The 22,952-nt window shown below is 60.3% G+C and carries 24 protein-coding genes; 22 read left to right on the forward strand and 2 right to left on the reverse strand.

The features are described 5' to 3' along the window. Positions 1 to 73 precede the first annotated feature (73 nt). The 11 genes from WA225_RS11570 to WA225_RS11620 all read left to right on the forward strand — a co-directional run bounded on the left by WA225_RS11570 (position 74) and on the right by WA225_RS11620 (position 9,201). Entirely contained in the window at positions 74 to 709 is a 636-nt protein-coding gene (locus WA225_RS11570) for a MotA/TolQ/ExbB proton channel family protein (RefSeq protein ID WP_422608007.1), read from the forward strand. Further along, a complete protein-coding gene (locus WA225_RS11575) occupies positions 706 to 1,134 on the forward strand; it encodes an ExbD/TolR family protein (protein ID WP_127929345.1) in 429 nt (142 codons plus the stop codon). The genes WA225_RS11570 and WA225_RS11575 overlap by 4 nt, the downstream gene beginning before the upstream one ends. Further along, on the forward strand, positions 1,134 to 2,144 hold the full coding sequence (gene lpxK, locus WA225_RS11580) for a tetraacyldisaccharide 4'-kinase (protein WP_422608008.1): 1,011 nt from the start codon (positions 1,134 to 1,136) through the stop codon (positions 2,142 to 2,144). Before WA225_RS11575 ends, lpxK begins: the two co-directional genes overlap by 1 nt. A 22-nt stretch (positions 2,145 to 2,166) precedes the next feature. Next, positions 2,167 to 2,352: a Trm112 family protein gene (locus tag WA225_RS11585; RefSeq protein ID WP_003174668.1), complete on the forward strand. Its 186-nt coding sequence runs from the start codon at positions 2,167 to 2,169 to the stop codon at positions 2,350 to 2,352. Further along, positions 2,349 to 3,113 carry a 3-deoxy-manno-octulosonate cytidylyltransferase gene (gene kdsB, locus WA225_RS11590; protein WP_422608009.1) on the forward strand — a complete coding sequence of 255 codons (765 nt, stop codon included), beginning with the start codon at positions 2,349 to 2,351 and terminating at the stop codon, positions 3,111 to 3,113. The genes WA225_RS11585 and kdsB overlap by 4 nt, the downstream gene beginning before the upstream one ends. Further along, positions 3,113 to 3,577 (forward strand): low molecular weight protein-tyrosine-phosphatase, encoded by a 465-nt coding sequence (locus WA225_RS11595; protein WP_122604979.1) that lies wholly within the window; start codon positions 3,113 to 3,115, stop codon positions 3,575 to 3,577. The genes kdsB and WA225_RS11595 overlap by 1 nt, the downstream gene beginning before the upstream one ends. Further along, a complete protein-coding gene (gene murB, locus WA225_RS11600) occupies positions 3,574 to 4,593 on the forward strand; it encodes a UDP-N-acetylmuramate dehydrogenase (RefSeq protein WP_422608010.1) in 1,020 nt (339 codons plus the stop codon). The genes WA225_RS11595 and murB overlap by 4 nt, the downstream gene beginning before the upstream one ends. 246 nt (positions 4,594 to 4,839) lie before the next feature. Further along, complete coding sequence (locus tag WA225_RS11605; RefSeq protein ID WP_422608011.1) at positions 4,840 to 5,310, forward strand: (2Fe-2S)-binding protein; 471 nt, start codon at positions 4,840 to 4,842, stop codon at positions 5,308 to 5,310. Continuing rightward, positions 5,307 to 7,628, forward strand: a complete 2,322-nt coding sequence (locus WA225_RS11610; RefSeq protein ID WP_422608012.1) for a molybdopterin cofactor-binding domain-containing protein — start codon at positions 5,307 to 5,309, stop codon at positions 7,626 to 7,628. Before WA225_RS11605 ends, WA225_RS11610 begins: the two co-directional genes overlap by 4 nt. After that, positions 7,628 to 8,608 carry an XdhC family protein gene (locus WA225_RS11615; protein WP_422608013.1) on the forward strand — a complete coding sequence of 327 codons (981 nt, stop codon included), beginning with the start codon at positions 7,628 to 7,630 and terminating at the stop codon, positions 8,606 to 8,608. Before WA225_RS11610 ends, WA225_RS11615 begins: the two co-directional genes overlap by 1 nt. Next, a complete protein-coding gene (locus WA225_RS11620) occupies positions 8,605 to 9,201 on the forward strand; it encodes a nucleotidyltransferase family protein (protein ID WP_422608014.1) in 597 nt (198 codons plus the stop codon). Before WA225_RS11615 ends, WA225_RS11620 begins: the two co-directional genes overlap by 4 nt. A 283-nt stretch (positions 9,202 to 9,484) precedes the next feature. On the opposite strand, the gene rne is transcribed toward WA225_RS11620, so the two are convergent. Continuing rightward, a complete protein-coding gene (gene rne, locus WA225_RS11625; RefSeq protein WP_422608015.1) occupies positions 9,485 to 12,733 on the reverse strand; it encodes a ribonuclease E in 3,249 nt (1,082 codons plus the stop codon). 699 nt (positions 12,734 to 13,432) lie between these two features. Between rne and rluC the strand changes: the two genes are divergently transcribed. The 3 genes from rluC to sppA are packed head-to-tail and all read left to right on the forward strand — an operon-like array spanning position 13,433 to position 16,055. Then, positions 13,433 to 14,392 carry a 23S rRNA pseudouridine(955/2504/2580) synthase RluC gene (rluC, locus tag WA225_RS11630; RefSeq protein WP_422608016.1) on the forward strand — a complete coding sequence of 320 codons (960 nt, stop codon included), beginning with the start codon at positions 13,433 to 13,435 and terminating at the stop codon, positions 14,390 to 14,392. Then, the gene (locus WA225_RS11635) at positions 14,379 to 15,041 is read left to right on the forward strand and encodes an HAD-IA family hydrolase (RefSeq protein ID WP_422608017.1); all 663 of its coding nucleotides are present in this window, start codon (positions 14,379 to 14,381) and stop codon (positions 15,039 to 15,041) included. Before rluC ends, WA225_RS11635 begins: the two co-directional genes overlap by 14 nt. A gap of 24 nt (positions 15,042 to 15,065) precedes the next feature. Then, complete coding sequence (gene sppA / locus WA225_RS11640) at positions 15,066 to 16,055, forward strand: signal peptide peptidase SppA (protein ID WP_422608018.1); 990 nt, start codon at positions 15,066 to 15,068, stop codon at positions 16,053 to 16,055. 48 nt (positions 16,056 to 16,103) lie between these two features. Here sppA and WA225_RS11645 read toward each other — a convergent pair whose 3' ends face one another. After that, positions 16,104 to 16,682 carry a Maf family protein gene (locus WA225_RS11645; RefSeq protein ID WP_422608019.1) on the reverse strand — a complete coding sequence of 193 codons (579 nt, stop codon included), beginning with the start codon at positions 16,680 to 16,682 and terminating at the stop codon, positions 16,104 to 16,106. A gap of 105 nt (positions 16,683 to 16,787) precedes the next feature. On the opposite strand from WA225_RS11645, the gene WA225_RS11650 reads away from it, so the two are divergent. The 8 genes from WA225_RS11650 (at position 16,788) to pabC (ending at position 22,952) form a co-directional block, all read left to right on the forward strand. Beyond that, positions 16,788 to 17,315, forward strand: a complete 528-nt coding sequence (locus WA225_RS11650; protein WP_038364482.1) for a YceD family protein — start codon at positions 16,788 to 16,790, stop codon at positions 17,313 to 17,315. A 13-nt stretch (positions 17,316 to 17,328) separates the two neighbouring features. Continuing rightward, complete coding sequence (gene rpmF / locus WA225_RS11655; RefSeq protein ID WP_003179396.1) at positions 17,329 to 17,511, forward strand: 50S ribosomal protein L32; 183 nt, start codon at positions 17,329 to 17,331, stop codon at positions 17,509 to 17,511. A 4-nt stretch (positions 17,512 to 17,515) separates the two neighbouring features. Further along, the gene (plsX, locus tag WA225_RS11660) at positions 17,516 to 18,526 is read left to right on the forward strand and encodes a phosphate acyltransferase PlsX (RefSeq protein ID WP_422608020.1); all 1,011 of its coding nucleotides are present in this window, start codon (positions 17,516 to 17,518) and stop codon (positions 18,524 to 18,526) included. A 123-nt stretch (positions 18,527 to 18,649) separates the two neighbouring features. Further along, complete coding sequence (gene fabD, locus WA225_RS11665) at positions 18,650 to 19,588, forward strand: ACP S-malonyltransferase (RefSeq protein WP_422608021.1); 939 nt, start codon at positions 18,650 to 18,652, stop codon at positions 19,586 to 19,588. A gap of 16 nt (positions 19,589 to 19,604) precedes the next feature. Then, positions 19,605 to 20,348 carry a 3-oxoacyl-ACP reductase FabG gene (gene fabG / locus WA225_RS11670; protein ID WP_034155354.1) on the forward strand — a complete coding sequence of 248 codons (744 nt, stop codon included), beginning with the start codon at positions 19,605 to 19,607 and terminating at the stop codon, positions 20,346 to 20,348. Between the two features lie 196 nt (positions 20,349 to 20,544). Continuing rightward, complete coding sequence (acpP, locus tag WA225_RS11675; protein WP_003442511.1) at positions 20,545 to 20,781, forward strand: acyl carrier protein; 237 nt, start codon at positions 20,545 to 20,547, stop codon at positions 20,779 to 20,781. Positions 20,782 to 20,892: 111 nt separating this feature from the next. Further along, positions 20,893 to 22,137 carry a beta-ketoacyl-ACP synthase II gene (fabF, locus tag WA225_RS11680; protein ID WP_422608022.1) on the forward strand — a complete coding sequence of 415 codons (1,245 nt, stop codon included), beginning with the start codon at positions 20,893 to 20,895 and terminating at the stop codon, positions 22,135 to 22,137. Beyond that, entirely contained in the window at positions 22,137 to 22,952 is an 816-nt protein-coding gene (pabC, locus tag WA225_RS11685; RefSeq protein WP_422608023.1) for an aminodeoxychorismate lyase, read from the forward strand. Before fabF ends, pabC begins: the two co-directional genes overlap by 1 nt.

Below are 22,952 nucleotides of genomic sequence, written 5' to 3' on the forward strand. Positions count from 1 at the left end.
GTCGTCGGGGCAGCGGGTCTTAATCGTCAATCGGTATGGTAAAGTGGCGCACTTTTTCGAGGGGACTGTCACTGTGTGGGAATTGGTCAAATCCGGCGGCTGGATGATGTTGCCGATCATTCTGAGTTCCATCGCGGCCATGGCGATCGTCGCCGAGCGCCTGTGGACCCTGCGCGCCAGTCGCGTCACCCCCGAGCATCTGCTGGGCCAGGTCTGGGTCTGGATCAAGGACAAACAGCTCAATAAAGAAAAACTCAAGGAATTGCGCGCCAATTCGCCGCTGGGGGAAATTCTCGCCGCCGGTCTGGCCAACTCCAAGCATGGTCGCGAGATCATGAAAGAGTGCATCGAAGAGGCCGCAGCCCGCGTAATCCACGAACTCGAACGTTACGTCAGTGCGCTGGGCACCATCGCGGCGATGTCGCCGTTGCTCGGCCTGCTGGGCACCGTGTTGGGCATGATCGATATTTTCAGCGCCTTCACCGGTTCCGGCATGACCACTAATGCCTCGGTATTGGCCGGTGGTATCTCGAAAGCGCTTATCACCACGGCGGCAGGCCTGATGGTCGGGATTCCGGCGGTGTTCTTCCACCGTTTCCTGCAACGCCGCATCGATGAATTGGTGGTGGGCATGGAGCAGGAAGCGATCAAACTGGTTGAAGTGGTGCAGGGCGACCGTGACGTCGATCTGGCCGAGGGCCGCGCGTGAAATTCCGTCGCAAGCCTCGGGAAACCATCGACATCAACCTCGCGTCGCTGATCGACGTGGTGTTCATTCTGTTGCTGTTTTTCGTCGTGACCACCACGTTTACCCGTGAAACCCAGTTGCGCGTTGATCTGCCGGAGGCGGTCAGTGGCTCGCCGGCCGAAGATCAGCAACTCAAGCAGATCGACGTGGCCATCAGTGCTGAAGGCGTGTTTTCGGTGAACAACAGGATTCTGCCGAAGAACGATCTGGCGACGCTGATGGAAGCGATGCAGAAAGAGTCCAACGGTGACACCAACATGCCGTTGTCGATCAGTGCTGATGGCAAGACTCAGCACCAATCCGTGATCACCGCCATGGACGCGGCCGGCAAGCTCGGTTTCAGCCATCTGCGCATGACCACGGTCGAGGCGGCGCCCAAATCCTGATGAGCCTGTCCGATCGCTTGCTCGCCGCGTGGTATCAGGGGCACCCGGCCCTGACGCTGTTGCGACCGTTGGAAATGCTCTATCGCCGTGTGGTGGTGGGTAAACGCCAGCGCTTTCTCGACGGTGAAGGCGAGATCTATCAGCCTCCGGTGCCGTTGATTGTGGTGGGTAACATCACCGTCGGCGGTACTGGCAAGACACCGATGATTCTCTGGTTGATTGAACACTGTCGGCGCAATGGTTTGCGCGTCGGTGTGGTCAGCCGGGGCTACGGCGCCAAGCCGCCGCAACTGCCATGGCGCGTCGAAGCTGCGCAAAGCGCTGACATCGCCGGTGACGAGCCGCTGCTGATCGTGCAGCGCACCGGCGTGCCGTTGATGATCGACCCCGATCGCAGCGCCGCCGTCAAAGCCTTGCTCGCCAGTGAACCGCTGGATCTGATCCTCTCCGATGACGGCATGCAGCATTATCGTCTGGCGCGGGATCTGGAGCTGGTGCTGATCGATGCCGCCCGTGGCCTCGGTAATAAACGTTGCCTGCCGGCCGGGCCGCTGCGCGAGCCGATCGAGCGCCTGCAAAGCGTTGACGGCGTACTGTTCAATGGCGCCACCGCAGACCGCGACGACGGCTTCGCTTTCCGCCTGCAACCGACGGCGCTGGTCAACCTGCGCAGCGGCGAGCGCAAAGCGCTCGATCATTTTCCGCCCGGTCAAAGCGTGCACGCGGTCGCCGGGATCGGCAATCCGCAACGTTTCTTCAATACCCTCGAAGCGCTAGACTGGCGAGCAGTCCCGCACGCGTTTGCCGATCACGCCGAATACAGCGTGCAGGCGTTGAATTTCACACCGTCATTGCCGTTGGTGATGACCGAAAAGGACGCGGTGAAGTGCCGCTCTTTTGCTGCTGCCGATTGGTGGTATCTGGCCGTCGATGCCGTGCCGTCGCCGGCCTTCGTGGCCTGGTTCGACACACAACTGATGCGCCTGTTGCCCGATCGGCTTTTGCCTTAATTGTTTTATCCAGGGAATGTTCATGGACACCAAATTGCTCGATATCCTCGCGTGCCCGATCTGCAAAGGCCCGCTCAAGCTCAGCGCCGACAAGACCGAACTGATCAGCAAGGGCGCCGGTCTGGCCTACCCGATCCGCGATGGCATCCCGGTGATGCTCGAAAGCGAAGCGCGCACCCTGACCACCGACGAGCGTCTGGATAAATGACCACTGCCTTCACTGTTGTCATCCCGTCGCGTTTCGCCTCGACCCGCCTGCCGGGCAAGCCGCTGCTGGACATCGCCGGCAAGCCGATGATCCAGCACGTCTGGGAACAGGCGAGTAAAAGCAGCGCGACCCGTGTGGTGGTGGCGACTGACGATGCGCGCATCGTCGAGGCCTGCCAGGCCTTCGGTGCCGAAGTGGTGCTGACCCGTGAAGACCACAATTCCGGCACCGATCGTCTGGCCGAAGTCGCGGCGAAACTGGGCCTTGAGCCCGACGCGATCGTGGTCAACGTGCAGGGTGACGAGCCGCTGATCCCGCCGAGCGTGATCGATCAGGTGGCTGCCAATCTGGCCGCTCACACCGAAGCGCGCATGGCCACGTTGGCCGAGCCGATTGAAGACGTGGAAACCCTGTTCAATCCGAACGTGGTCAAGGTGGTCAGCGACCTCAACGGTCTGGCGCTGACCTTCAGCCGCGCGACCTTGCCGTGGGCGCGCGATGCGTTCGCCAAGAGCCGCGAGCAATTGCCTGAAGGCGTGCCGTACCGTCGCCACATCGGCATTTATGCCTACCGCGCCGGATTCCTCCAGGACTTCGTCAACTGGGGCCCGTGCTGGCTGGAAAACACTGAATCCCTCGAGCAACTGCGTGCCCTTTGGCACGGCGTGCGGATTCACGTGGCTGATGCGCTGATCGCACCGCCGACCGGCGTCGACACCGTAGAAGACCTCGAGCGCGTTCGTCGCCTGCTGGAGGCTTGATGCGCGTTCTGTTTGTGTGCCTGGGCAACATTTGCCGTTCGCCCACGGCCGAAGGCGTGTTGCGCCACAAATTGCGAGCGGCGGGGCTGGCGGATCAGGTCGAGGTGGCTTCCGCCGGCACCGGTGACTGGCACGTCGGCAACCCGCCGGACAAACGCAGCCAGGCCGCCGCCAAGGTGCGCGGTTATGACTTGTCGGCGCAACGCGCGCAGCAAGTCAGCCGCGCCGATTTCGCCAGTTACGACCTGATCCTGGCGATGGACAACAGCAACCTGCGCAACCTCAAGGCATTGCAACCGTCCACCGGCAAGGCCGAGCTGGACCTGTTTCTGCGCCGCTATGCCGGATTGGTCGATGAAGTACCGGACCCGTATTACGACGGCGATCAGGGTTTCGAGCAGGTGCTGGATCTGATCGAAGCAGCTTGTGACCAATTGTTGATCGAAGTGAAGGGCCGGTTATGAGTTTGCAGGTGCACCCACAGGTTTCCCTGAAACCGTTCAACAGTTTCGGCGTCGATGTGCGCGCGCAACTGTTCGCCGAGGCTCATAGCGATACCGATGTCCGTGAAGCGCTGGCGTATGCCACGGCTCACGACCTGCCGTTGCTGGTGATTGGCGGCGGCAGCAACTTGTTGCTGACCGCAGATATTGCGGCGCTGGTGTTGCGCATGGCGACGCGCGGTATCCGCGTGCTCAGCGATGACGGCAGCCGCGTAGTGATCGAGGCTGAAGCCGGCGAACCTTGGCACCCGTTTGTGCAGCACACGCTGGCGCTGGGTTTTTCCGGGCTGGAAAACCTCAGCCTGATCCCCGGCACCGTTGGCGCGGCACCGATGCAGAACATCGGTGCCTACGGTGTCGAGATCAAGGATGTGTTCGCCGGACTCACCGCGCTGGATCGCCAGACCGGCGAGCTCCGTGATTTCACTCTGCAAGAATGCAATTTCGCCTACCGCGACAGCCTGTTCAAACAGCAGCCGGGGCGTTGGTTGATTCTGCGCGTGCGCTTCAAACTCGACCGCGTCGCGCATCTGCATCTGGAATACGGCCCGGTGCGCCAGCGCCTGACCGAGCAGGGGATCGAACAGCCGACGCCTGCCGACGTCAGCCGCGCGATTTGCAGCATCCGCAGTGAAAAACTGCCGGACCCAGCCGTGCTCGGCAATGCTGGCAGCTTCTTCAAGAACCCGTTGGTGCCGGCGGCCATCGTCGCGCAGATCAAAGCGCAGCACCCGGATGTGGTGGCTTACGCGCAACCGGACGGGCAAATGAAACTGGCTGCTGGCTGGTTGATCGAGCGTGCCGGATGGAAGGGCTTTCGCGACGCCGATGCCGGCGTGCATAAATTGCAGGCGCTGGTGCTGGTCAACTACGGCACGGCGACGGGCCTGCAACTGCTCGACCTCGCGCAACGCATCCAGAAAGATATTGCCGAACGTTTCAATGTCGACCTGGAAATGGAGCCCAACCGCTATTGAGGCTACGCTTTCCAGACGCCATCCCAAGCCCTGCACTGATTAAAAAGTGCAGGGCTTTTTTGTTAACGCTGGGTTAACTTAGCGAGCTAACGATAACCGTCATTTGCTCCACCAAAGGCCCGGTGCAGACGTTCCCGTCGGTACAAGAGAGCCTGATTAGCCTGAGTCGATCTGCGTGAACCACCACCGATTCAACGGCGGCAGATTGCTCGACCCCATAACCACTAAAAATATGCGGGCGTGCCCATGATTACCCTGAAACTCAACGGTCAAGACCATCCCCTCGATGTCACTGAAGACATGCCACTGTTGTGGGCGATTCGTGATGTCGCCGGTTACAACGGCACCAAATTCGGTTGCGGCATGGGTCTGTGCGGCGCCTGCACCATTCACATCGATGGCTTGCCGGCGCGCAGTTGCATCACGCCGATTGGCTCGGTGATCGGGCAGAACGTCACCACCATCGACAACCTGCATGTTGATCCGGTCGGGCAGATCGTCCAGCAAGCCTGGCTCGACACCGCTGTCGCGCAATGCGGTTTCTGTCAGGGCGGGCAGATCATGTCGGCCACCGCGTTGCTCAAGACCAACCCGAATCCGAGCGACGAACAGATCGAAGAAGCCATGGTCGGCAACATTTGCCGCTGCGGCACTTACAACCGGATCAAGACAGCGATTCGCCAGGCTTCCACGCATTTGAAGGGGGCCAAGGCATGAGCCGCCTTCCGCATGATTTCGCCCTGAGCAATCTCAGCCGTCGCGGCTTCCTCAAAGGCGTCGGCGCCACCGGTGCCTTGGTGTTGGCGGCGAGTTGGGGCTGGCAGGACGCATTGGCCGCAGACAAACCGAAACAGTTCGGCGCCGATGGCATGCCCAATGGCTGGATTGATGATCCGAAGGTCTATGTCAGTATTGCTGCTGACGGTACGGTGACCGTCGTGTGCAACCGCTCGGAGATGGGGCAGGGCGTGCGCACCAGTCTGACCATGGTCGTCGCCGATGAGCTGGAGGCCGATTGGGCGCACGTCAAAGTGCAACAGGCGCCGGGTGATGAGGTGCGTTTCGGCAACCAGGACACCGACGGTTCGCGCAGCATGCGTCACTGGTATGAACCGATGCGGCGTTGTGGCGCGGCGGCCCGGACGATGCTCGAGCAGGCCGCCGCTGCGCAGTGGCAAGTGCCAGTGGGCGAATGCCATGCACAGTTGCACAAAGTCATTCACACACCGTCTGGCCGTGAGCTGGGCTATGGCGAACTCGCCGCCGCAGCCAGTGCGTTGGCAGTGCCGGCGCGCGACAGTCTGCGCCTCAAGCAACCGTCGGAGTTTCGCTATATCGGCAAGGAAGGCACCCGAGCGATCGACGGTGACGACATCGTCAACGGTCGCGCGGTATACGGCGCGGACGTGCATTTCGACGGCATGCTGTACGCAACTATCGCTCGTCCGGCGGTCTACGGCGGTAAGGTCAAATCGCTGGACGACAGCGCTGCGCTGAAAGTCCCCGGCGTGCTCAAAGTAATGCAGATTGAAAGCCGTCCGCTGCCTTCGGAGTTTCAGCCGTTGGGTGGCGTGGCCGTGGTAGCCAGCAATACCTGGGCCGCGATCAAGGGCCGCGAAGCACTGAAAATCGAGTGGGACGATGGCCCGAACGCCAGTTATGACTCGATCGCCTATCGCAAGGAGCTGGAAGCCGCCTCGCTGAAACCCGGCAAAGTGGTGCGCAACACCGGCGATATCGACAAGGCCCTGAGCGGCGCTGCCAGCACGCTGGAAGCTTCCTATTATTTGCCGCATCTGGCACAGGCACCGATGGAGCCAATGGTTGCCATCGCTCGCTACAAGGACGGCGTTTGCGAAGCGTGGGCGCCGAGTCAGGCACCCCAAGTCACCCGCGAACGCATTGCCGAACGTCTTGGGCTGCCGTTCGACAATGTCACTTTCAATGTCACGCTGCTCGGCGGCGGTTTCGGTCGCAAGTCGAAACCGGACTTCGTCGTCGAAGCGGCAATCCTCGCCAAGGAGTTCCCCGGCAAGGCTGTGCGGGTGCAGTGGACGCGTGAAGATGACATCCACAACTCGTATTTCCACACCGTCTCCGCCGAGTACTTGAAGGCCGGCGTGGGCAAGGACGGCATGCCGTCCGGCTGGTTGCATCGTACCGTCGCGCCGAGCATCACCGCGTTGTTTGCGCCGGGCATGAACCATGAAGCGGCGTTCGAACTGGGCATGGGCTTCACCAACATGGCCTACGCGATTCCCAACGTGCGCCTGGAAAACCCCGAAGCGACCGTGCACACGCGGGTCGGCTGGTATCGCTCGGTGTCGAACATCCCCCATGGTTTCGCCATCCAGAGTTTCGTCGATGAGCTGGCGCACAAGGCCGGCGAGGATCCGCTCAAGTATCAGATCAAACTGCTCGGCCCTGACCGGCAGATCGACCCGCGCACGCTGAGCGAGGAGTGGAACTACGGCGAATCTCCCGAGCGTTATCCGATCGACACTGGCCGTATGCGCACCGTGCTGGAAACCGCTGCGAAAGCGGCCGGTTGGGGGCGCAAACTGCCCAAGGGGCGTGGTCTGGGGCTGGCGGTGCACTACAGCTTCGTCACTTACGTGGCGGCGGTGATCGAAGTCGAGGTCAAGGACGACGGTACGCTGATCGTGCACAAGGCGGATATCGCCGTGGACTGCGGGCCGCAGATCAACCCCGAGCGCATCCGCTCGCAATTCGAAGGCGCTTGCGTGATGGGCCTGGGCAACGCGGTGCTGGGTGAAATCAGCTTCAAGGACGGCAAGGTCCAGCAGGACAACTTCCATATGTATGAAGTGGCGCGCATGTCGCTGGCGCCGAAGGAAGTCGCGGTGCATCTGGTCACGCCGCCGGGCGATGTGCCGTTGGGCGGTGTCGGCGAGCCGGGTGTGCCGCCGATTGCGCCGGCACTGTGCAATGCGATCTTCGCGGCCACCGGTCAACGCATCCGCAACTTGCCGGTGCGTTATCAGTTGCAGGGCTGGCAGAAGGCAGAGGCGTAATGGACAGCGTCGACCTCAACGTCCTGCGCAGCGTCCTTGAGTGGCGCCGCGCCGGGCAACGGGTGGTGTTGTTCAGTGTGGTGCAGACCTGGGGCACTGCGCCTCGGGCGCCCGGCGCGATGCTCGCCTTGCGCGAGGATGGTGTGGTGATTGGTTCGGTGTCGGGCGGCTGTGTCGAAGATGATTTGATTGCGCGCCTGCATGACGGTCGGATCGCCACCGATGGGCCGCCGGTGCAACTCATCACCTACGGCGTGACCCGTGAAGAGGCGGCGCGCTTCGGTTTGCCCTGTGGCGGTACGCTGCGCCTGACGGAAGAACGGATCGGCGACCCTGCGTGGGTTGCCGAACTGCTCGCGCGTTGCGAAGCACACGAAATCGTTGCCCGTGAGCTGAACATCGAAACCGGGGAAGTGCGTTTGACGGCAGCGAGCAAAACCGATTCGCTGGCGTTCGACGGCAAAACCTTGCGCGCGATCTACGGTCCGCGCTGGCGCTTGCTGTTGATCGGCGCCGGGCAGTTGTCGCGCTACGTTGCGGACATGGCGCGCCTGCTGGATTTTGAAGTGCTGATTTGCGATCCGCGTACCGAGTTTGTCTACGGTTGGGAAGAGCACCATGGGCGTTTCGTCCCGGGTATGCCGGATGATGCGGTGTTGAGTATTCAGACCGACGAACGCACGGCGATTGTCGCGCTGACTCATGATCCTCGACTGGATGACATGGCGCTGCTGACGGCGCTGGATTCGCCTGCTTTCTATGTCGGCGCGCTCGGCTCGCGGGTCAATAGCCAGAAACGTCGGGAGAATCTGGCTCAGCTAGGCTTGTCGGTACAGGCGATCGATCGACTGCACGGCCCGATCGGTCTGCATATCGGCAGTCATTCGCCGGCGGAAATTGCCTTGTCCTTGTTGGCGGAAATTGTCGCGATCAAGAACGGGGTCGAGTTGAAGCAGAAGAAGACATTGGAGGGCGCATGAGTCAGTCCATTGCAGTGATTGTGTTGGCTGCGGGCGAGGGCAGTCGCTTTCGCCAGGTGGCGGGCGCGGACAAGGACAAGTTGCTGGCGGACTGCACGGGGCGGGATGGCGCGGTACGTTCGGTGATCGAGCAGGTGCTGGTGAATCTTCCGGCCCAGCTTGATAAGCGCGTGTTGGTCACCACCGAAGCGCGGCCACAAGCGATGCGCATGGCGCAGGCTTATGGCTGTGACATTGTCTCGATTGAGTCGAGCGGGATGGGTGACAGCATTGCCGCTGGCGTCGCGGCTTGCCCGGAGGCGGATGGCTGGTTGATTGTCCTCGGCGATATGCCGTTTATCTTGCCTTCCACTATAGAACGGGTGGTTGCGGCGATTGCTGATGATGCGGTGAGTGTGCCGGTGCAGGATGGCGAGTTTGGTCATCCGGTGGGGTTTGGTCGCTCGTTTGGGGCGGGGTTGCAGGGGTTGAGCGGCGATCGTGGGGCCAGACCGTTGTTCAAGCAGGGCCGGGTGGTGGAGATTGCCGTCGATGATCCAGGCGTGCTGTGGGATATCGATGTGCCTGAGGCTTTGGTTTTTGCTTCGTCTTGAGAGCTGCGTAAATTCCTGAGAGCCCCTCACCCTAGCCCTCCCGAAACGTCGGACCGCCCGGAGGGAGAGGGGACTGACCGAGGTGTTCTTTCGAGGTACACCGACCTGAAACTTCGAGTCGAACTCCGGCCTTGAAACACACGGAGATCGGCTCCCTTTCCCCCTCGCCCCCTGGGGGGAGGGCTGGGGTGAGGGGGTTGGATCTAGAGTCCACCACAAAAAATCGAGGCATAAAAAAGCCCCGCCTGAATAATCAGGCGGGGCTTTTTAACGACTTTGGAAATTACACGAGTGGTTTAGGCTCGTGTTCTTTTTCCTCGGCCTCTTGGTGTTGCTCGACCGCGTCCTGAACGGAGCGTGGTGCTTCAGCGATCACCGACTCAACCACGGATTCTTCAGCGACCGGGGCAGGTGCTGCCTCGACCACTTCAGCAACCACGGCTGGCTCGGCAGCGACTGGGGCAGCAGCGCCAGCCAGTTCGGCTTCCTTCTGCAGGCGCTCTTCTTCACGCTTGCGACGACGCACTTCACGTGGGTCGTTTGGCGCGCGGCCGCTTGGCGTCAGCGCGCTGACTGGAGCCGGTGCTTCAACCACAGGGGCTGGGGCTTCGGCAACGACAGGTGCTTCGACAGCCTGTGCTGGTTCAGTAACGACCACTGGCTCGGCAACTTTGGTCTCTTCAACCACAGGAGCTTCAACCGCAGGCGCTTCGAACACTGGCGCTTCAACAACCGGTGCTTCAACCACTGGCGCAGGTGTTTCAGCGACTGCCGGCTCGGCAACCCAGTTGAAAGCGGTCTGCTCTTCGCGAACTTCACGCACGGTTTCGGTCACGGTTTCAACCGCCGACTCGGCAGCCACGGCTGGCGCCGGCTCTACCTGAGGCAGGGTTTCATGAACCGGTGCCACTTCGACTTCCGGAGCAGCAACCACTTCTACCGGGGTGGTCGCTTCAACAACCGGTGCTTCCACTGGAGCAGTTTCCTGAACAGCCGCGGTGGCGCGTTCAGCTTGCTCGTGGGCTTGTGCTTCGGCCGGAGCGCTGATCACGCTGCTGGCAACAGCAGAGGTAACCGCCAGGCCAGCAGCCAGATCGGCAGTGCTTGGCTCTTCGCCGTTTTCGCCGGCTTCGGATTCTTCCGAACCTTCGATCACGTTGCCGTTGGCGTCACGCTGACGCTCACGACGGTTGCTGCGACGACGCTGACCGCGCGAGCGACGACGTGGACGATCGCCTTCGGCGTTCTCCGAACCGTCTTCCGGCAGTTGCTCTTCGATGCTGTTCACTTCTTCTTCAGCGACGGCAGCAGCGGCCTGTTCGGCGCGTGGCTGACGTTCTTCACGCGGCGGACGCGGTGCGCGTTCTTCACGTGGCTGACGGGCCGGACGCTCTTCAGCGGTGACGGCAACGGCGGCTGCAGCAGCAGCTGGAACGGCGTCCAGTGGTTCGCGCAGTTCACGTACGCGCTCTTCGCGCTCGCCACGTGGCTTGCGGTCTTCACGCGGTGCACGTGGTGCACGTTCTTCACGCGGAGCGCGTGGTGCACGTTCTTCGCGGGCAACCGGCGCTTCGGTACGGGCTTCACGAGGCTCGCGGACTTCACGGGCTTCACGTGGCGCGCGCTCTTCGCGCGGCTCGCGCGGCGCACGTTCTTCACGTGGAGCACGTTCTTCGCGCGGCTTGCGTTCTTCATCGCGGCGACCGTTACGGTTGCGGCTCTGCTGACGACCGTTGCGACGCTCTTCGTTGCGGGCCGGACGTTCGCTGGCTGGTTTTTCAACCACAACCGGAGCGGCTGGCTCTTCTTTGGTGGCGAACAGGCTGACCAGCGACTTCACCAGGCCTTTGAACAGGCTTGGCTCTGGCGCGGCAACCGGGGCCGGTGCTGGAGCGGCAGGTGCGGCGACTTCGGTCGGAACCGGAGCGTTGGCACGGGCCGGTGCAGTTTTAACGGCTGCTTCCTGGCGAACCAGGGTGCGGGTCGCGGCGGCTGGCTGGACTTCTTCGACTTCGGCAGCGGCAGCAGCGATTTCGTAGCTGGACTGGTTGGTCGCGGCTTCCGGGCTGTCATCACGCAGACGCTGAACTTCGAAATGCGGGGTTTCGAGGTGATCGTTCGGCAGAATGACGATACGCGCACGGGTGCGCAGTTCGATCTTGGTGATCGAGTTGCGCTTTTCGTTGAGCAGGAACGCAGCGACCGGAATCGGCACTTGTGCACGAACTTCGGCAGTGCGGTCTTTCAGGGCTTCTTCTTCGATCAGGCGCAGGATTGCCAGCGACAGCGATTCAACGTCACGGATGATGCCGGTGCCGTTGCAACGCGGGCAGACGATGCCGCTGCTTTCGCCCAGCGATGGACGCAGGCGCTGACGGGACATTTCCAGCAGGCCGAAGCGCGAAATGCGGCCGATCTGCACGCGAGCGCGGTCGGCTTCCAGGCATTCGCGGACTTTCTCTTCCACGGCGCGCTGGTTCTTGGCAGGGGTCATGTCGATGAAGTCGATGACGATCAGGCCGCCGATGTCGCGCAGGCGCAACTGACGGGCGATTTCTTCGGCCGCTTCAAGGTTGGTCTGCAGGGCGGTTTCCTCGATGTCGCTGCCTTTGGTGGCGCGCGCCGAGTTGATGTCGATGGACACCAGGGCTTCGGTCGGATCGATGACGATGGAGCCGCCGGAAGGCAGTTCAACGACGCGCTGGAAAGCGGTCTCGATCTGGCTTTCGATCTGGAAACGGTTGAACAGCGGCACGCTGTCTTCGTACAGCTTGATCTTGCTGGCGTACTGCGGCATCACCTGGCGGATGAAGGTCAGGGCTTCGTCCTGGGCTTCAACGCTGTCGATCAGCACTTCGCCGATGTCCTGGCGCAGGTAATCGCGGATGGCGCGGATGATCACGTTGCTTTCCTGGTAGATCAGGAAAGGCGCGGAACGATCCAGCGAGGCTTCTTTGATGGCGGTCCACAGTTGCAGCAGGTAGTCGAGGTCCCACTGCATTTCTTCGCTGCTGCGGCCAAGGCCGGCAGTGCGCACGATCAGACCCATGTCGGCCGGTGCAACCAGGCCGTTCAGCGCTTCACGCAGTTCGTTGCGCTCTTCGCCTTCGATGCGACGGGAGATACCGCCGGCACGCGGGTTGTTCGGCATCAGCACGAGGTAACGACCGGCCAGGCTGATGAAGGTGGTCAGGGCGGCGCCCTTGTTGCCACGTTCTTCTTTTTCGACCTGAACGATGACTTCCTGGCCTTCGCTCAGGACGTCCTTGATGTTGACGCGGCCTTCAGGGGCTTTCTTGAAGTATTCGCGGGAGATTTCTTTGAGGGGCAGGAAGCCGTGGCGCTCGGAGCCGAAATCGACAAAGGCAGCCTCAAGGCTTGGTTCGATGCGAGTGATGCGGCCTTTATAGATGTTGGCCTTCTTCTGCTCGCGTGCACCGGATTCGATGTCCAGGTCGTAGAGGCGTTGGCCATCTACCAGTGCAACACGCAACTCTTCGGGTTGAGTTGCGTTAATCAGCATTCTTTTCATGTAGTACCGTCGGTTTCCGGGCTGCCGGAAACGGCGTTCGGCACACACGACTTCTCACGGTCGGTGTCAGGTGCGTCGGGAGTGGTTGGCCATTCCCGTGTCCAGCGATGTGCGACCAATTGGGCCGATATCGCGACGTACGCGTCCTGCTTGCTGTGGCTACTTAAGCACTCAGTCAGGAGGAGGAATCAACCAGCGGCTGTGGACGAGATGAAGCGTCTTGATAAAGCCTATTGCTACACAGTCCGGCGGTTGTGCATCTCCACCCTACACGTATCCCTGATAATTCGGGTGCTGCCGCGCGCAGAATCCGCAGCGGGTTGGCATTTACCGTGAGCTCCGAAAGGGGAGGTCACGCATCATGGCTAATTCAGGCGTTGTTTCCGAAGCATTCGCTCGGGGTCATCTGTAGCTGACTGCACTTTGTGAACTGGCCTTGAATGTGTGCCTGTCAGGCGAGTAAAAACTCTGCTCGACGGTGTAATTCAGGCCTCATGTCACCTGCGCTTGTTACAGCTGCAAACTCCACCGTTACGTAGCGAAAGCCCCGTAGGACGGCCTCGCGTCCTGGTGAATTGCGTTGGTCAGGGCCGGTTTTTGACCGTGGTTCCTCTGTCCAGGCCGCTTTTGGCGGCGTTCGCGACTATAGCAGCAATGATTAAGTGCTTCAATTCCATAAAAATTGTTATCATCCGCGGCATGACAACTACTGCCCCTTCGACTCCAGGCGTTCAATTGCTTGAAGTCTCGCCGGAGTATGCCGGCCAACGAATCGACAATTTTCTCCTCGCCCGGCTCAAAGGCGTGCCCAAGACCTTGATTTACCGCATTTTGCGTAAAGGCGAAGTGCGTGTGAACAAAGGTCGGATCAAGCCCGAATACAAGCTGCAGGCCGGTGATATCGTGCGCGTGCCGCCGGTGCGCGTGCCTGAGCGCGACGAGCCGGTGCCACTGGCCCAAGGCTTGTTGCAGCGCCTGGAAGCCTCGATTGTCTTCGAAGACAAAGCCCTGATCGTGATCAACAAGCCCGCCGGCATTGCGGTTCACGGTGGCAGTGGCCTGAATTTCGGGGTGATCGAAGCCTTTCGTCAGTTGCGCCCGGATACCAAAGAGTTGGAGCTGGTGCACCGTCTCGACCGTGACACCTCCGGCCTGCTGATGATCGCCAAAAAGCGCAGCATGTTGCGCCACTTGCACGAGCAATTGCGCGGCGATGGCGTCGACAAGCGCTATATGGCGCTGGTTCGCGGCAACTGGGCGACTTCGATCAAGAAGGTCAGTGCGCCATTGCTCAAGAGCAATCTGCGTTCCGGCGAGCGCATGGTTGAAGTCAACGACGAAGGCAAAGAAGCCCTGACGATGTTCAAGGTGCTGCGCCGCTTCGGTGATTTTGCCACCATGGTCGAGGCTAAACCGGTGACCGGTCGCACCCACCAGATTCGCGTGCACACTTTGCATGCCGGCCATTGCATTGCTGGCGACAGCAAGTATGGCGATGAGGATTTCACCAAGGAAATCCGCGATCTGGGCGGCAAGCGCCTGTTCCTGCACGCCTACATGCTGACCGTGCCGCTGCCCGATGGCGGCAAGCTGACCTTGCAGGCGCCGGTCGATGAAATGTGGGCCAAGACCGTGGAGCGATTGAGTGCGCCCATCTGATTACAAGCTGCTGATTTTCGATTGGGACGGCACGCTGGCCGATTCCATTCATCGGATCGTCGAGGCGATGCACTCGGCATCCGGGCGTTCTGGTTTCGACTTGCGTGATGATTTTGCCGTCAAAGGCATCATCGGTCTCGGCTTGCCCGAGGCGATTCGCACGCTGTATCCCGAGATCAGTGACGCCGAAATGACCTTGTTTCGCGAGTATTACGCCGATCACTACATCGCTGCAGAAGCCGTGCCTTCGCCGTTGTTCGAAGGTGTAGTCGAGTCGATGGCGTCCTTTCGTGAGCAGGGTTATCACCTCGCCGTCGCGACCGGCAAGAATCGTCGCGGGCTGGATCGAGTGCTCAAGGCCAATGGCTGGGAAGATTATTTCGATATCACCCGCGCAGCCGATGAAACTGCCAGCAAGCCACACCCTCTGATGCTGGAGCAGATCCTTGCGCATTGCGGCGTGCGCCCGGAGCAGGCGTTGATGGTCGGCGACTCGTCCTTCGATCTGCTGATGGCGCGTAATGCGGGGATGGATTCGGTGGCGGTCAGTTATGGCGCGCAATCGATCGAATCGCTGCAGCAGTTCGAGCCGCGCCTGTCGATTGACCGTTTTTGTGAATTGCATGCCTGGCTCGCGCAGCAGGCTTAATACGTTTTTGCTGGGGTGGATGGCATGACCGACGAATGGAAAGCACCGGCCAAGGCAAGTGCCGACGGCGGTGACGAAAAAAGCTGGAAGCTGTTGGAAAAGACCCTGCTCGCCGGTGTGCAAGAGCAGCGTCGTTCGCGACGTTGGGGGATTTTCTTCAAGCTGCTGACGTTTGTTTATCTGTTTGTTGCGCTGATCCTGTTCACGCCGTTGATGGACATGGAAAAGAGTGCCACACGCGGCCCGAATTACACCGCGTTGATCGACGTCACCGGCATGATCGCCGACAAAGAACCGGCCAGTGCCGACAATATTGTCGGTAGCCTGCGGGCAGCGTTCGAGGACAAGAAGGTCAAGGGTGTGATCCTGCGGATCAACAGTCCTGGCGGCAGTCCGGTGCAGTCCGGTTATGTTTATGACGAGATCAAGCGCCTGCGCGGCCTGCATCCTGATATCAAGCTGTACGCGGTGATTTCCGATCTGGGTGCGTCCGGTGCCTACTACATCGCCAGTGCCGCGGATCAGATTTACGCCGACAAGGCGAGTCTGGTGGGTTCCATCGGTGTGACGGCGGCGGGTTACGGCTTTGTCGGCACCATGGAGAAACTGGGTGTCGAGCGTCGCACGTACACCTCGGGCGAGCACAAGTCGTTCCTCGATCCGTTCCAGCCACAGAAACCTGAAGAGACGGCGTTCTGGCAGAGCGTGCTGGACACCACGCACAAGCAGTTCATCAACAGCGTCAAGCAGGGCCGTGGCGATCGTCTGAAAGACAAAGATCATCCAGAGCTGTTCTCCGGGTTGGTCTGGTCAGGTGAGCAGGCGTTGCCGCTGGGCTTGATCGACGGTCTGGGTAATGCCAGTTCCGTGGCGCGTGACGTGATTGGCGAGAAAGAGTTGGTCGACTTCACTGTGCAGGAGTCGCCGTTCGATCGCTTCTCGAAAAAGCTCGGTGCCAGCGTGGCTGAGCAGTTGGCGATGTGGATGGGTTTTCACGGTCCTTCGTTGCGTTAAGAGCTTGCTGCATGAAAAAACCGGCCTTGATGGCCGGTTTTTTGTGGGTCAGGGAGTTTGCACGCCTTCAACCAGTAGCATGTCGATCAGGCGAATCAGCGGCAGACCGATCAGGCTGGTGGCGTCAGGGCCTTCGGTGGATTGAAACAGGCTCACACCCAGCCCTTCAGCCTTGAAGCTGCCTGCGCAGTCATATGGCTGCTCGATGCGCAGGTAGCGCTCGATGCGCGCCTGATCGAGCTGGCGCATGTGTACGGTGAACGGCACGCAGTCGATCTGGCATTGGCCGGTCTGGCTGTTGAGCAGCGCCAGGCCGGTCAGGAAGGTCACGCTGGCGCCGCTGGCAGCCATTAATTGCTCGCGGGCCTTCTCGAAGGTGTGTGGCTTGCCGATAATCTGCTCGCCGAGCACCGCAACCTGGTCCGAGCCGATAATCAGATGAGCGGGGTGGCTGTCGGCCAGTGCCCGGGCTTTTTGTTCGGCGAGGCGTCTGACCAGTTCGATGGCTGACTCGCCCGGACGGTGACTTTCATCGATATCCGGCGAGCTGCAGACGAACGGCAGGTGCAGGCGGGTAAGCAATTCGCGTCGATAGGTCGAGCTTGAAGCGAGTAATAAAGGCAGCATTCGCGTCTCCTGAGGCAGGTGCGAATTCTAGCGGAGGCACGCAAGTGACGGACAGGGCACAATTTCCTTTGACATGGGTGGGTGCATCCCTATAATGCTGCGCCTATGTTGAATGACCCGATTCCACCTCACGTTGACCCGCGCAAATTGGCTGACCGTGGCACCACCCTTCAAGGTGAACTGCTGCTGGCCGATTTGAAGAGACTCTGCGACCCGCTTTCCGACGATGTCGGTACGGTGCAGGCGAAATTCGTTTTTGAACGAGATGAACGTAAATCTGTGGTGATCCACAGCTTTATCGACACCGAGGTCAAAATGGTTTGCCAGCGTTGTCTTGAGCTGGTCACCCTGCCGATCCACAGCGAATGCAGTTACGCTGTAGTGAAGGAGGGTGCGAATACCCAGTCGTTACCGAAAGGTTATGACGTGCTGGAACTGGGCGAAGATCCATTGGATCTGCAGTCACTGGTCGAGGAAGAGCTTTTGCTTGCCTTGCCTATTGTGCCTGCTCATCATCCGGAAGAATGCCAGCAGCCGGCGGGAGCAGATGAGCCCGAACCGAGCGAGGACGAGGTAACGCGGTCCAACCCGTTCAGTGTATTGGCGCAGTTAAAGCGTGACCCAAACGTTTAGGAGTTAATCAATTATGGCTGTTCAGCAGAACAAAAAATCCCGCTCTGCCCGTGACATGCGCCGTTCGCACGACGCTCTCGAGGCTAGCACCCTGTCTGTAGAAAAAACCACTGGTGAAGTTCACCTGCGTCACCACGTATCGCCAGAAGGCGTATACCGTGGCCGTAAAGTGATCGACAAGGGCGCTGACGAGTAATCACTTGTCCGCTCAAGTCATCGCGATTGACGCAATGGGCGGGGACTTCGGTCCCCGCAGCATTGTTCAGGCCAGCCTTGCTTGCCTTTCTGCTACGCCCTCGCTGCACCTGACCCTCGTCGGTCAACCCTCCCTTCTTGAAGAATTGATCCACGGCCAATCGGCTGCCGATCGCGCGCGCCTGACCATTGTTGCGGCCAGCGAAGTCATTACCATGGACGAAAAGCCGACCCAGGCCTTGCGTGGCAAGCCGGATTCGTCGATGCGTGTCGCCCTTGAGCTGGTGCGCGATGGCAAGGCTCAGGCCTGTGTCAGCGCTGGCAATACCGGTGCGTTGATGGCGCTCTCGCGATTCGTGCTGAAGACCTTGCCGGGTATTGATCGCCCGGCGATGGTGGCCGCGATTCCGACGCAGAAGGGTTTTTGCCAGTTGCTCGATCTGGGCGCCAATGTCGATTGCAGTGCCGAGCATCTGCTGCAGTTTGCAGTGATGGGCTCGGTGGCAGCGCAGACGCTGGGGATTGCTCGTCCGCGTGTCGCGCTGTTGAACATTGGCACCGAGGACATCAAGGGTAATCAGCAGGTCAAACTGGCTGCAACGCTGTTGCAGGCGGCCCGAGGCATCAACTACATCGGTTTTGTCGAAGGTGATGGCCTGTATCGCGGCGAGGCCGATGTGGTGGTCTGTGACGGCTTTGTCGGCAACATCCTGCTCAAGTCCAGCGAAGGGCTGGCGACGATGATTGCGGCGCGCATCGAGGCGCTGTTCAAAAAGAATATCGCTTCACGTGCGGTCGGTGCTTTGGCGTTGCCGCTGATGAAGCGCTTGCAGGCTGACCTGGCGCCGGCGCGACATAATGGCGCAAGCTTTCTCGGTTTGCAGGGCATCGTCGTGAAAAGTCACGGTTCGGCCGGAGTTCAGGGCTTTCAGAGCGCGATTCAGCGCGCACTGATCGAGATACAGGAGAACTTGCCCGAACGCCTCCACGGTCGTCTGGAGGATTTGTTGTCTTAGGCGTTTTCGTCGGACAATGCTTAAATGTGACCGCCCGGTTCAAAGGGCCATCCAACTGTCAGTTTCTTGCGTCCCCCAGTGGGGCGTCATTCTCCGACGACAAGATCATTAGGGGCTTGTTACATGTCTGCTTCCCTCGCATTCGTCTTTCCAGGACAGGGTTCGCAGTCCCTCGGCATGCTGGCCGAGTTGGGCGCGGAATATCCGTTGATCCTCGAAACTTTCAAAGAAGCCTCTGCGGCTCTGGGCTATGACCTGTGGGCACTGACCCAACAGGGCCCGGAAGAGTTGCTCAATCAAACCGATAAAACCCAACCGGCCATTCTGACCGCTTCGATCGCCCTGTGGCGTCTGTGGTTGGCTGAAGGCGGCGCGCGTCCGGCTTTTGTTGCCGGTCACAGCCTGGGTGAATACAGCGCGCTGGTCGCTGCTGGCAGCCTGACACTGGCTGACGCAGTGAAGCTCGTTGAGCGCCGTGGTCAACTGATGCAGGAAGCGGTTCCGGCCGGGCAGGGCGGCATGGCCGCAATCCTTGGTCTGGAAGACGCTGACGTATTGGCAGCCTGCGCAGAAGCTGCGCAAGGTGAGGTGGTCAGTGCCGTCAACTTCAACTCGCCAGGTCAGGTGGTGATTGCCGGTGCCAAGGCAGCCGTTGAGCGTGCCATTGAAGGCTGCAAGGCCCGTGGTGCCAAACGCGCCATGCCGTTGCCAGTGAGCGTACCGTCGCACTGCGAGCTGATGCGCCCGGCCGCCGAACGCTTCGCTGAATCCATTGCCGCCATCGACTGGCAGGCGCCGCAGATCCCGGTGGTACAGAACGTCAGCGCGCAAGTGCCGGCCGATCTGGAAACCCTCAAGCGTGATCTGCTCGAACAACTCTACAAGCCAGTGCGCTGGGTCGAGTCGGTACAGACTCTCGCTGCCAAAGGCGCGACCAATCTGGTCGAATGCGGCCCGGGCAAAGTCCTGGCCGGTCTGAACAAGCGTTGCGCCGAAGGCGTGGCGACTTCCAACCTCAATACCCCAGACGCTTTCGCTGCCGCTCGCGCAGCGCAAGCCTGAATCAGGAGAAACTTGCATGAGTCTGCAAGGTAAAGTTGCACTGGTCACCGGTGCAAGCCGCGGTATCGGCCAGGCTATCGCACTGGAACTGGGTCGTCAGGGCGCCATCGTCATTGGCACCGCGACTTCCGCTTCGGGCGCCGAGCGTATTGCTGCAACCCTGAAGGAAAACGGTATTCAGGGCGCAGGTTTCGAACTCAACGTCACCAGCGATGAATCGGTCAGCGCCGTGCTGGCGGGCATTCAGGAGCAGTTTGGTGCGCCAGTGGCGATCCTGGTCAATAATGCCGGCATCACCCGCGATAACCTGATGATGCGCATGAAAGACGACGAGTGGTACGACGTGATCGATACCAACCTGAACAGTCTGTATCGCCTGTCCAAGGGCGTTCTGCGCGGCATGACCAAGGCGCGTTGGGGTCGAATTATCAGTATTGGCTCGGTGGTGGGTGCCATGGGCAACGCTGGCCAAGTAAACTATGCAGCCGCCAAGGCCGGTCTGGAAGGTTTCAGCCGTGCGATGGCGCGTGAAGTCGGTTCGCGTTCGATTACGGTCAACTCGGTAACCCCAGGGTTTATCGACACCGATATGACGCGCGAGCTGCCTGAAGCACAGCGTGAAGCCTTGCAGACGCAGATTCCGCTGGGTCGTCTGGGACAAGCTCAAGAGATCGCGTCTGTGGTCGCTTTTCTTGCATCCGACGGTGCGGCATACGTCACTGGGGCTACAATCCCGGTGAACGGTGGGATGTACATGTAAGTAAAATGTGACGGATTGCTTCAAAAAAATGTCATACGAGCTGTCTAAAATCCGTTATAAAGCTGCAATCTATTTATAGGCAGAGGGCTGCAGGGTTTGAGGAGTGAAGCTTTCAGTTGAAAAACTGAAAAGTCTTTCTATACACTTACCCACTGGCCAGCTGCCTGAATTTGTCCATTAGGAGTGAAAACAAGGTATGAGCACCATCGAAGAGCGCGTCAAGAAAATCGTTGCCGAGCAACTGGGTGTTAAAGAAGAAGAAGTGGTCAACACCGCTTCCTTCGTAGAAGACCTGGGTGCCGACTCCCTTGACACCGTTGAGCTGGTGATGGCTCTGGAAGAGGAATTCGAGACCGAAATCCCTGACGAAGAAGCTGAGAAGATCACTACTGTACAAGCTGCAATCGATTACGTTACCAACCATCAGGCGTAATAGCTTGTAATCGTTGTTTGCTGTCATGGAAAAACCGCACTGCCATCACGGCGTGCGGTTTTTTCTTTAGGCCTGATGCAAAGTCGTCGTCATTTGAAAAAGGAGAGTGCTGTGTCGCGTAGACGCGTCGTAGTCACCGGTATGGGTATGTTGTCGCCACTGGGCACGGATGTGCCGAGCAGTTGGCAGGGCATTCTGGCTGGCCGCAGTGGCATTGGTCTGATCGAACACACCGACCTTTCTGCCTATTCCACCCGCTTTGGCGGCTCGGTAAAAGGCTTCAATGTCGAGGAATACCTGTCGGTCAAGGAAGCACGCAAGCTCGACCTGTTCATTCAGTACGGTCTCGCTGCCGGCTTTCAGGCCGTGCGCAATTCCGGTCTGGAAGTCACCGACGCCAACCGTGAACGCATTGGCGTGGCCATGGGTTCGGGGATCGGCGGTCTGACCAACATCGAAGAAACCAGCCGTACCCTGCATGAGACGGGCCCGCGTCGAATCTCGCCATTCTTCGTGCCAGGCTCGATCATCAATATGATTTCCGGTTTCCTGTCCATCCACCTGGGGGCACAGGGACCTAACTACGCCATCGCCACAGCGTGTACCACCGGTACGCACTGCATCGGCATGGCGGCGCGCAACATCATGTACGACGAAGCCGACGTGATGATTGCCGGCGGTGCCGAAATGGCCGCGTGTGGTCTGGGCATGGGCGGCTTTGGCGCGTCCCGTGCGCTGTCGACCCGTAACGACGAGCCGACTCGCGCCAGCCGTCCATGGGACAAGGGGCGTGACGGTTTCGTCCTGTCCGACGGCGCCGGTGCACTGGTTCTTGAGGAGCTGGAGCATGCCAAGGCACGCGGTGCGACCATCTACGCCGAGCTGATCGGCTTCGGTACCAGTGGCGATGCGTTCCACATGACTTCGCCGCCTGCCGATGGCGCCGGTGCCGCACGCTGCATCACCAACGCCCTGCGCGACGCGAAGATCAACATCGATCAGGTGCAGTACATCAACGCCCACGGTACCTCGACCCCGGCCGGTGACCTCGCCGAAGCCAACGCGATCAAGACTGTGTTCGGTGAGCACGCCTACAAACTGGCGGTCAGTTCGACCAAGTCCATGACCGGTCACCTGTTGGGTGCGGCGGGCGCAGTCGAGGCGATTTTCAGTGTGCTGGCGATCAACAGCCAGGTGGCACCGCCGACCATCAACCTTGATGAGCCGGACGAAGGCTGCGATCTCGATTTCGTGCCGCACACTGCGCGCAACATGGACATCGATGTCGTGCTGTCCAACTCCTTCGGTTTTGGCGGCACCAACGGCACCCTGGCATTCCGCCGGTTCGCAGGCTGATGGACTGCTGGGTCGACGGTCAACCGGCTGACAGTCTGTCGCTGAAAGATCGCGGCCTGGCTTACGGTGATGGTCTGTTCGAGACCATCGCTGTGCACCGAGGCCAGCCGATCCTGCTGGATCGCCATCTGACGCGATTGGCCGATGGCTGCTCGCGTCTGGCCATCGCGGCCGATATCGAGCTGATTCGCCACGAGCTGCTGAGCTACGCGGCAGCAATGGGCGAGGGCGTGCTCAAGCTCATCCTCACCCGTGGCGACGGTTTGCGCGGCTATGCGCCCGACCCGGTGGCGCCGGGCCGACGCATTCTGCAAGGCAATCCTGCGGCGGCGTATCCGCCCGTTCATGCTGAACAAGGCGTTCGCCTGTTTGCGTGTAACACGCGACTATCCCAACAGCCTTTACTGGCTGGACTCAAACACCTCAATCGCCTTGAACAGGTTCTCGCCCGTGCCGAATGGCAGGACAGCGAGCACGCCGAAGGCTTGATGCTCGATCAGGCCGGTCGAGTGATCGAGGGCGTGTTCAGCAATCTGTTTCTGGTGCGCGACGGTGTGTTGATCACACCGGATCTGAAGCGCTGTGGCGTCGCCGGAGTGATGCGCGCCGAAATATTGTTTCAGGCCGAGTCACTGGCCATCCCCACGCAAATCGCCGACATCAGCCTTGAACAGCTGCAATGGGCCGATGAAGTGTTTTTCTGCAACAGCGTTTATGGCGTCTGGCCGGTACGCGCCTACGCTGCACTGAGCTGGCCGGTTGGCCCGCTCACCCGTAAACTGCAAACCATTGCCCGCGCCCTACTGGATGCCTGA

The sequence above is a fragment of the Pseudomonas sp. genome (assembly GCF_049300855.1).
Lineage (GTDB): Bacteria > Pseudomonadota > Gammaproteobacteria > Pseudomonadales > Pseudomonadaceae > Aquipseudomonas.

Excerpts from the sequence above, each read along its gene's own strand:
- lpxK (WP_422608008.1), top strand. The coding sequence starts at position 1,134 with ATGAGCCTGTCCGATCGCTTGCTCGCCGCGTGGTATCAGGGGCACCCG.
- WA225_RS11585 (WP_003174668.1), top strand. The coding sequence starts at position 2,167 with ATGGACACCAAATTGCTCGATATCCTCGCGTGCCCGATCTGCAAAGGC.
- kdsB (WP_422608009.1), top strand. The coding sequence starts at position 2,349 with ATGACCACTGCCTTCACTGTTGTCATCCCGTCGCGTTTCGCCTCGACC.
- WA225_RS11595 (WP_122604979.1), top strand. The coding sequence starts at position 3,113 with ATGCGCGTTCTGTTTGTGTGCCTGGGCAACATTTGCCGTTCGCCCACG.
- murB (WP_422608010.1), top strand. The coding sequence starts at position 3,574 with ATGAGTTTGCAGGTGCACCCACAGGTTTCCCTGAAACCGTTCAACAGT.
- WA225_RS11605 (WP_422608011.1), top strand. The coding sequence starts at position 4,840 with ATGATTACCCTGAAACTCAACGGTCAAGACCATCCCCTCGATGTCACT.
- WA225_RS11610 (WP_422608012.1), top strand. The coding sequence starts at position 5,307 with ATGAGCCGCCTTCCGCATGATTTCGCCCTGAGCAATCTCAGCCGTCGC.
- WA225_RS11615 (WP_422608013.1), top strand. The coding sequence starts at position 7,628 with ATGGACAGCGTCGACCTCAACGTCCTGCGCAGCGTCCTTGAGTGGCGC.
- WA225_RS11620 (WP_422608014.1), top strand. The coding sequence starts at position 8,605 with ATGAGTCAGTCCATTGCAGTGATTGTGTTGGCTGCGGGCGAGGGCAGT.
- rne (WP_422608015.1), bottom strand. The coding sequence starts at position 12,733 with ATGAAAAGAATGCTGATTAACGCAACTCAACCCGAAGAGTTGCGTGTT.
- rluC (WP_422608016.1), top strand. The coding sequence starts at position 13,433 with ATGACAACTACTGCCCCTTCGACTCCAGGCGTTCAATTGCTTGAAGTC.
- sppA (WP_422608018.1), top strand. The coding sequence starts at position 15,066 with ATGACCGACGAATGGAAAGCACCGGCCAAGGCAAGTGCCGACGGCGGT.
- WA225_RS11645 (WP_422608019.1), bottom strand. The coding sequence starts at position 16,682 with ATGCTGCCTTTATTACTCGCTTCAAGCTCGACCTATCGACGCGAATTG.
- WA225_RS11650 (WP_038364482.1), top strand. The coding sequence starts at position 16,788 with ATGTTGAATGACCCGATTCCACCTCACGTTGACCCGCGCAAATTGGCT.
- rpmF (WP_003179396.1), top strand. The coding sequence starts at position 17,329 with ATGGCTGTTCAGCAGAACAAAAAATCCCGCTCTGCCCGTGACATGCGC.
- fabD (WP_422608021.1), top strand. The coding sequence starts at position 18,650 with ATGTCTGCTTCCCTCGCATTCGTCTTTCCAGGACAGGGTTCGCAGTCC.
- fabG (WP_034155354.1), top strand. The coding sequence starts at position 19,605 with ATGAGTCTGCAAGGTAAAGTTGCACTGGTCACCGGTGCAAGCCGCGGT.
- acpP (WP_003442511.1), top strand. The coding sequence starts at position 20,545 with ATGAGCACCATCGAAGAGCGCGTCAAGAAAATCGTTGCCGAGCAACTG.
- pabC (WP_422608023.1), top strand. The coding sequence starts at position 22,137 with ATGGACTGCTGGGTCGACGGTCAACCGGCTGACAGTCTGTCGCTGAAA.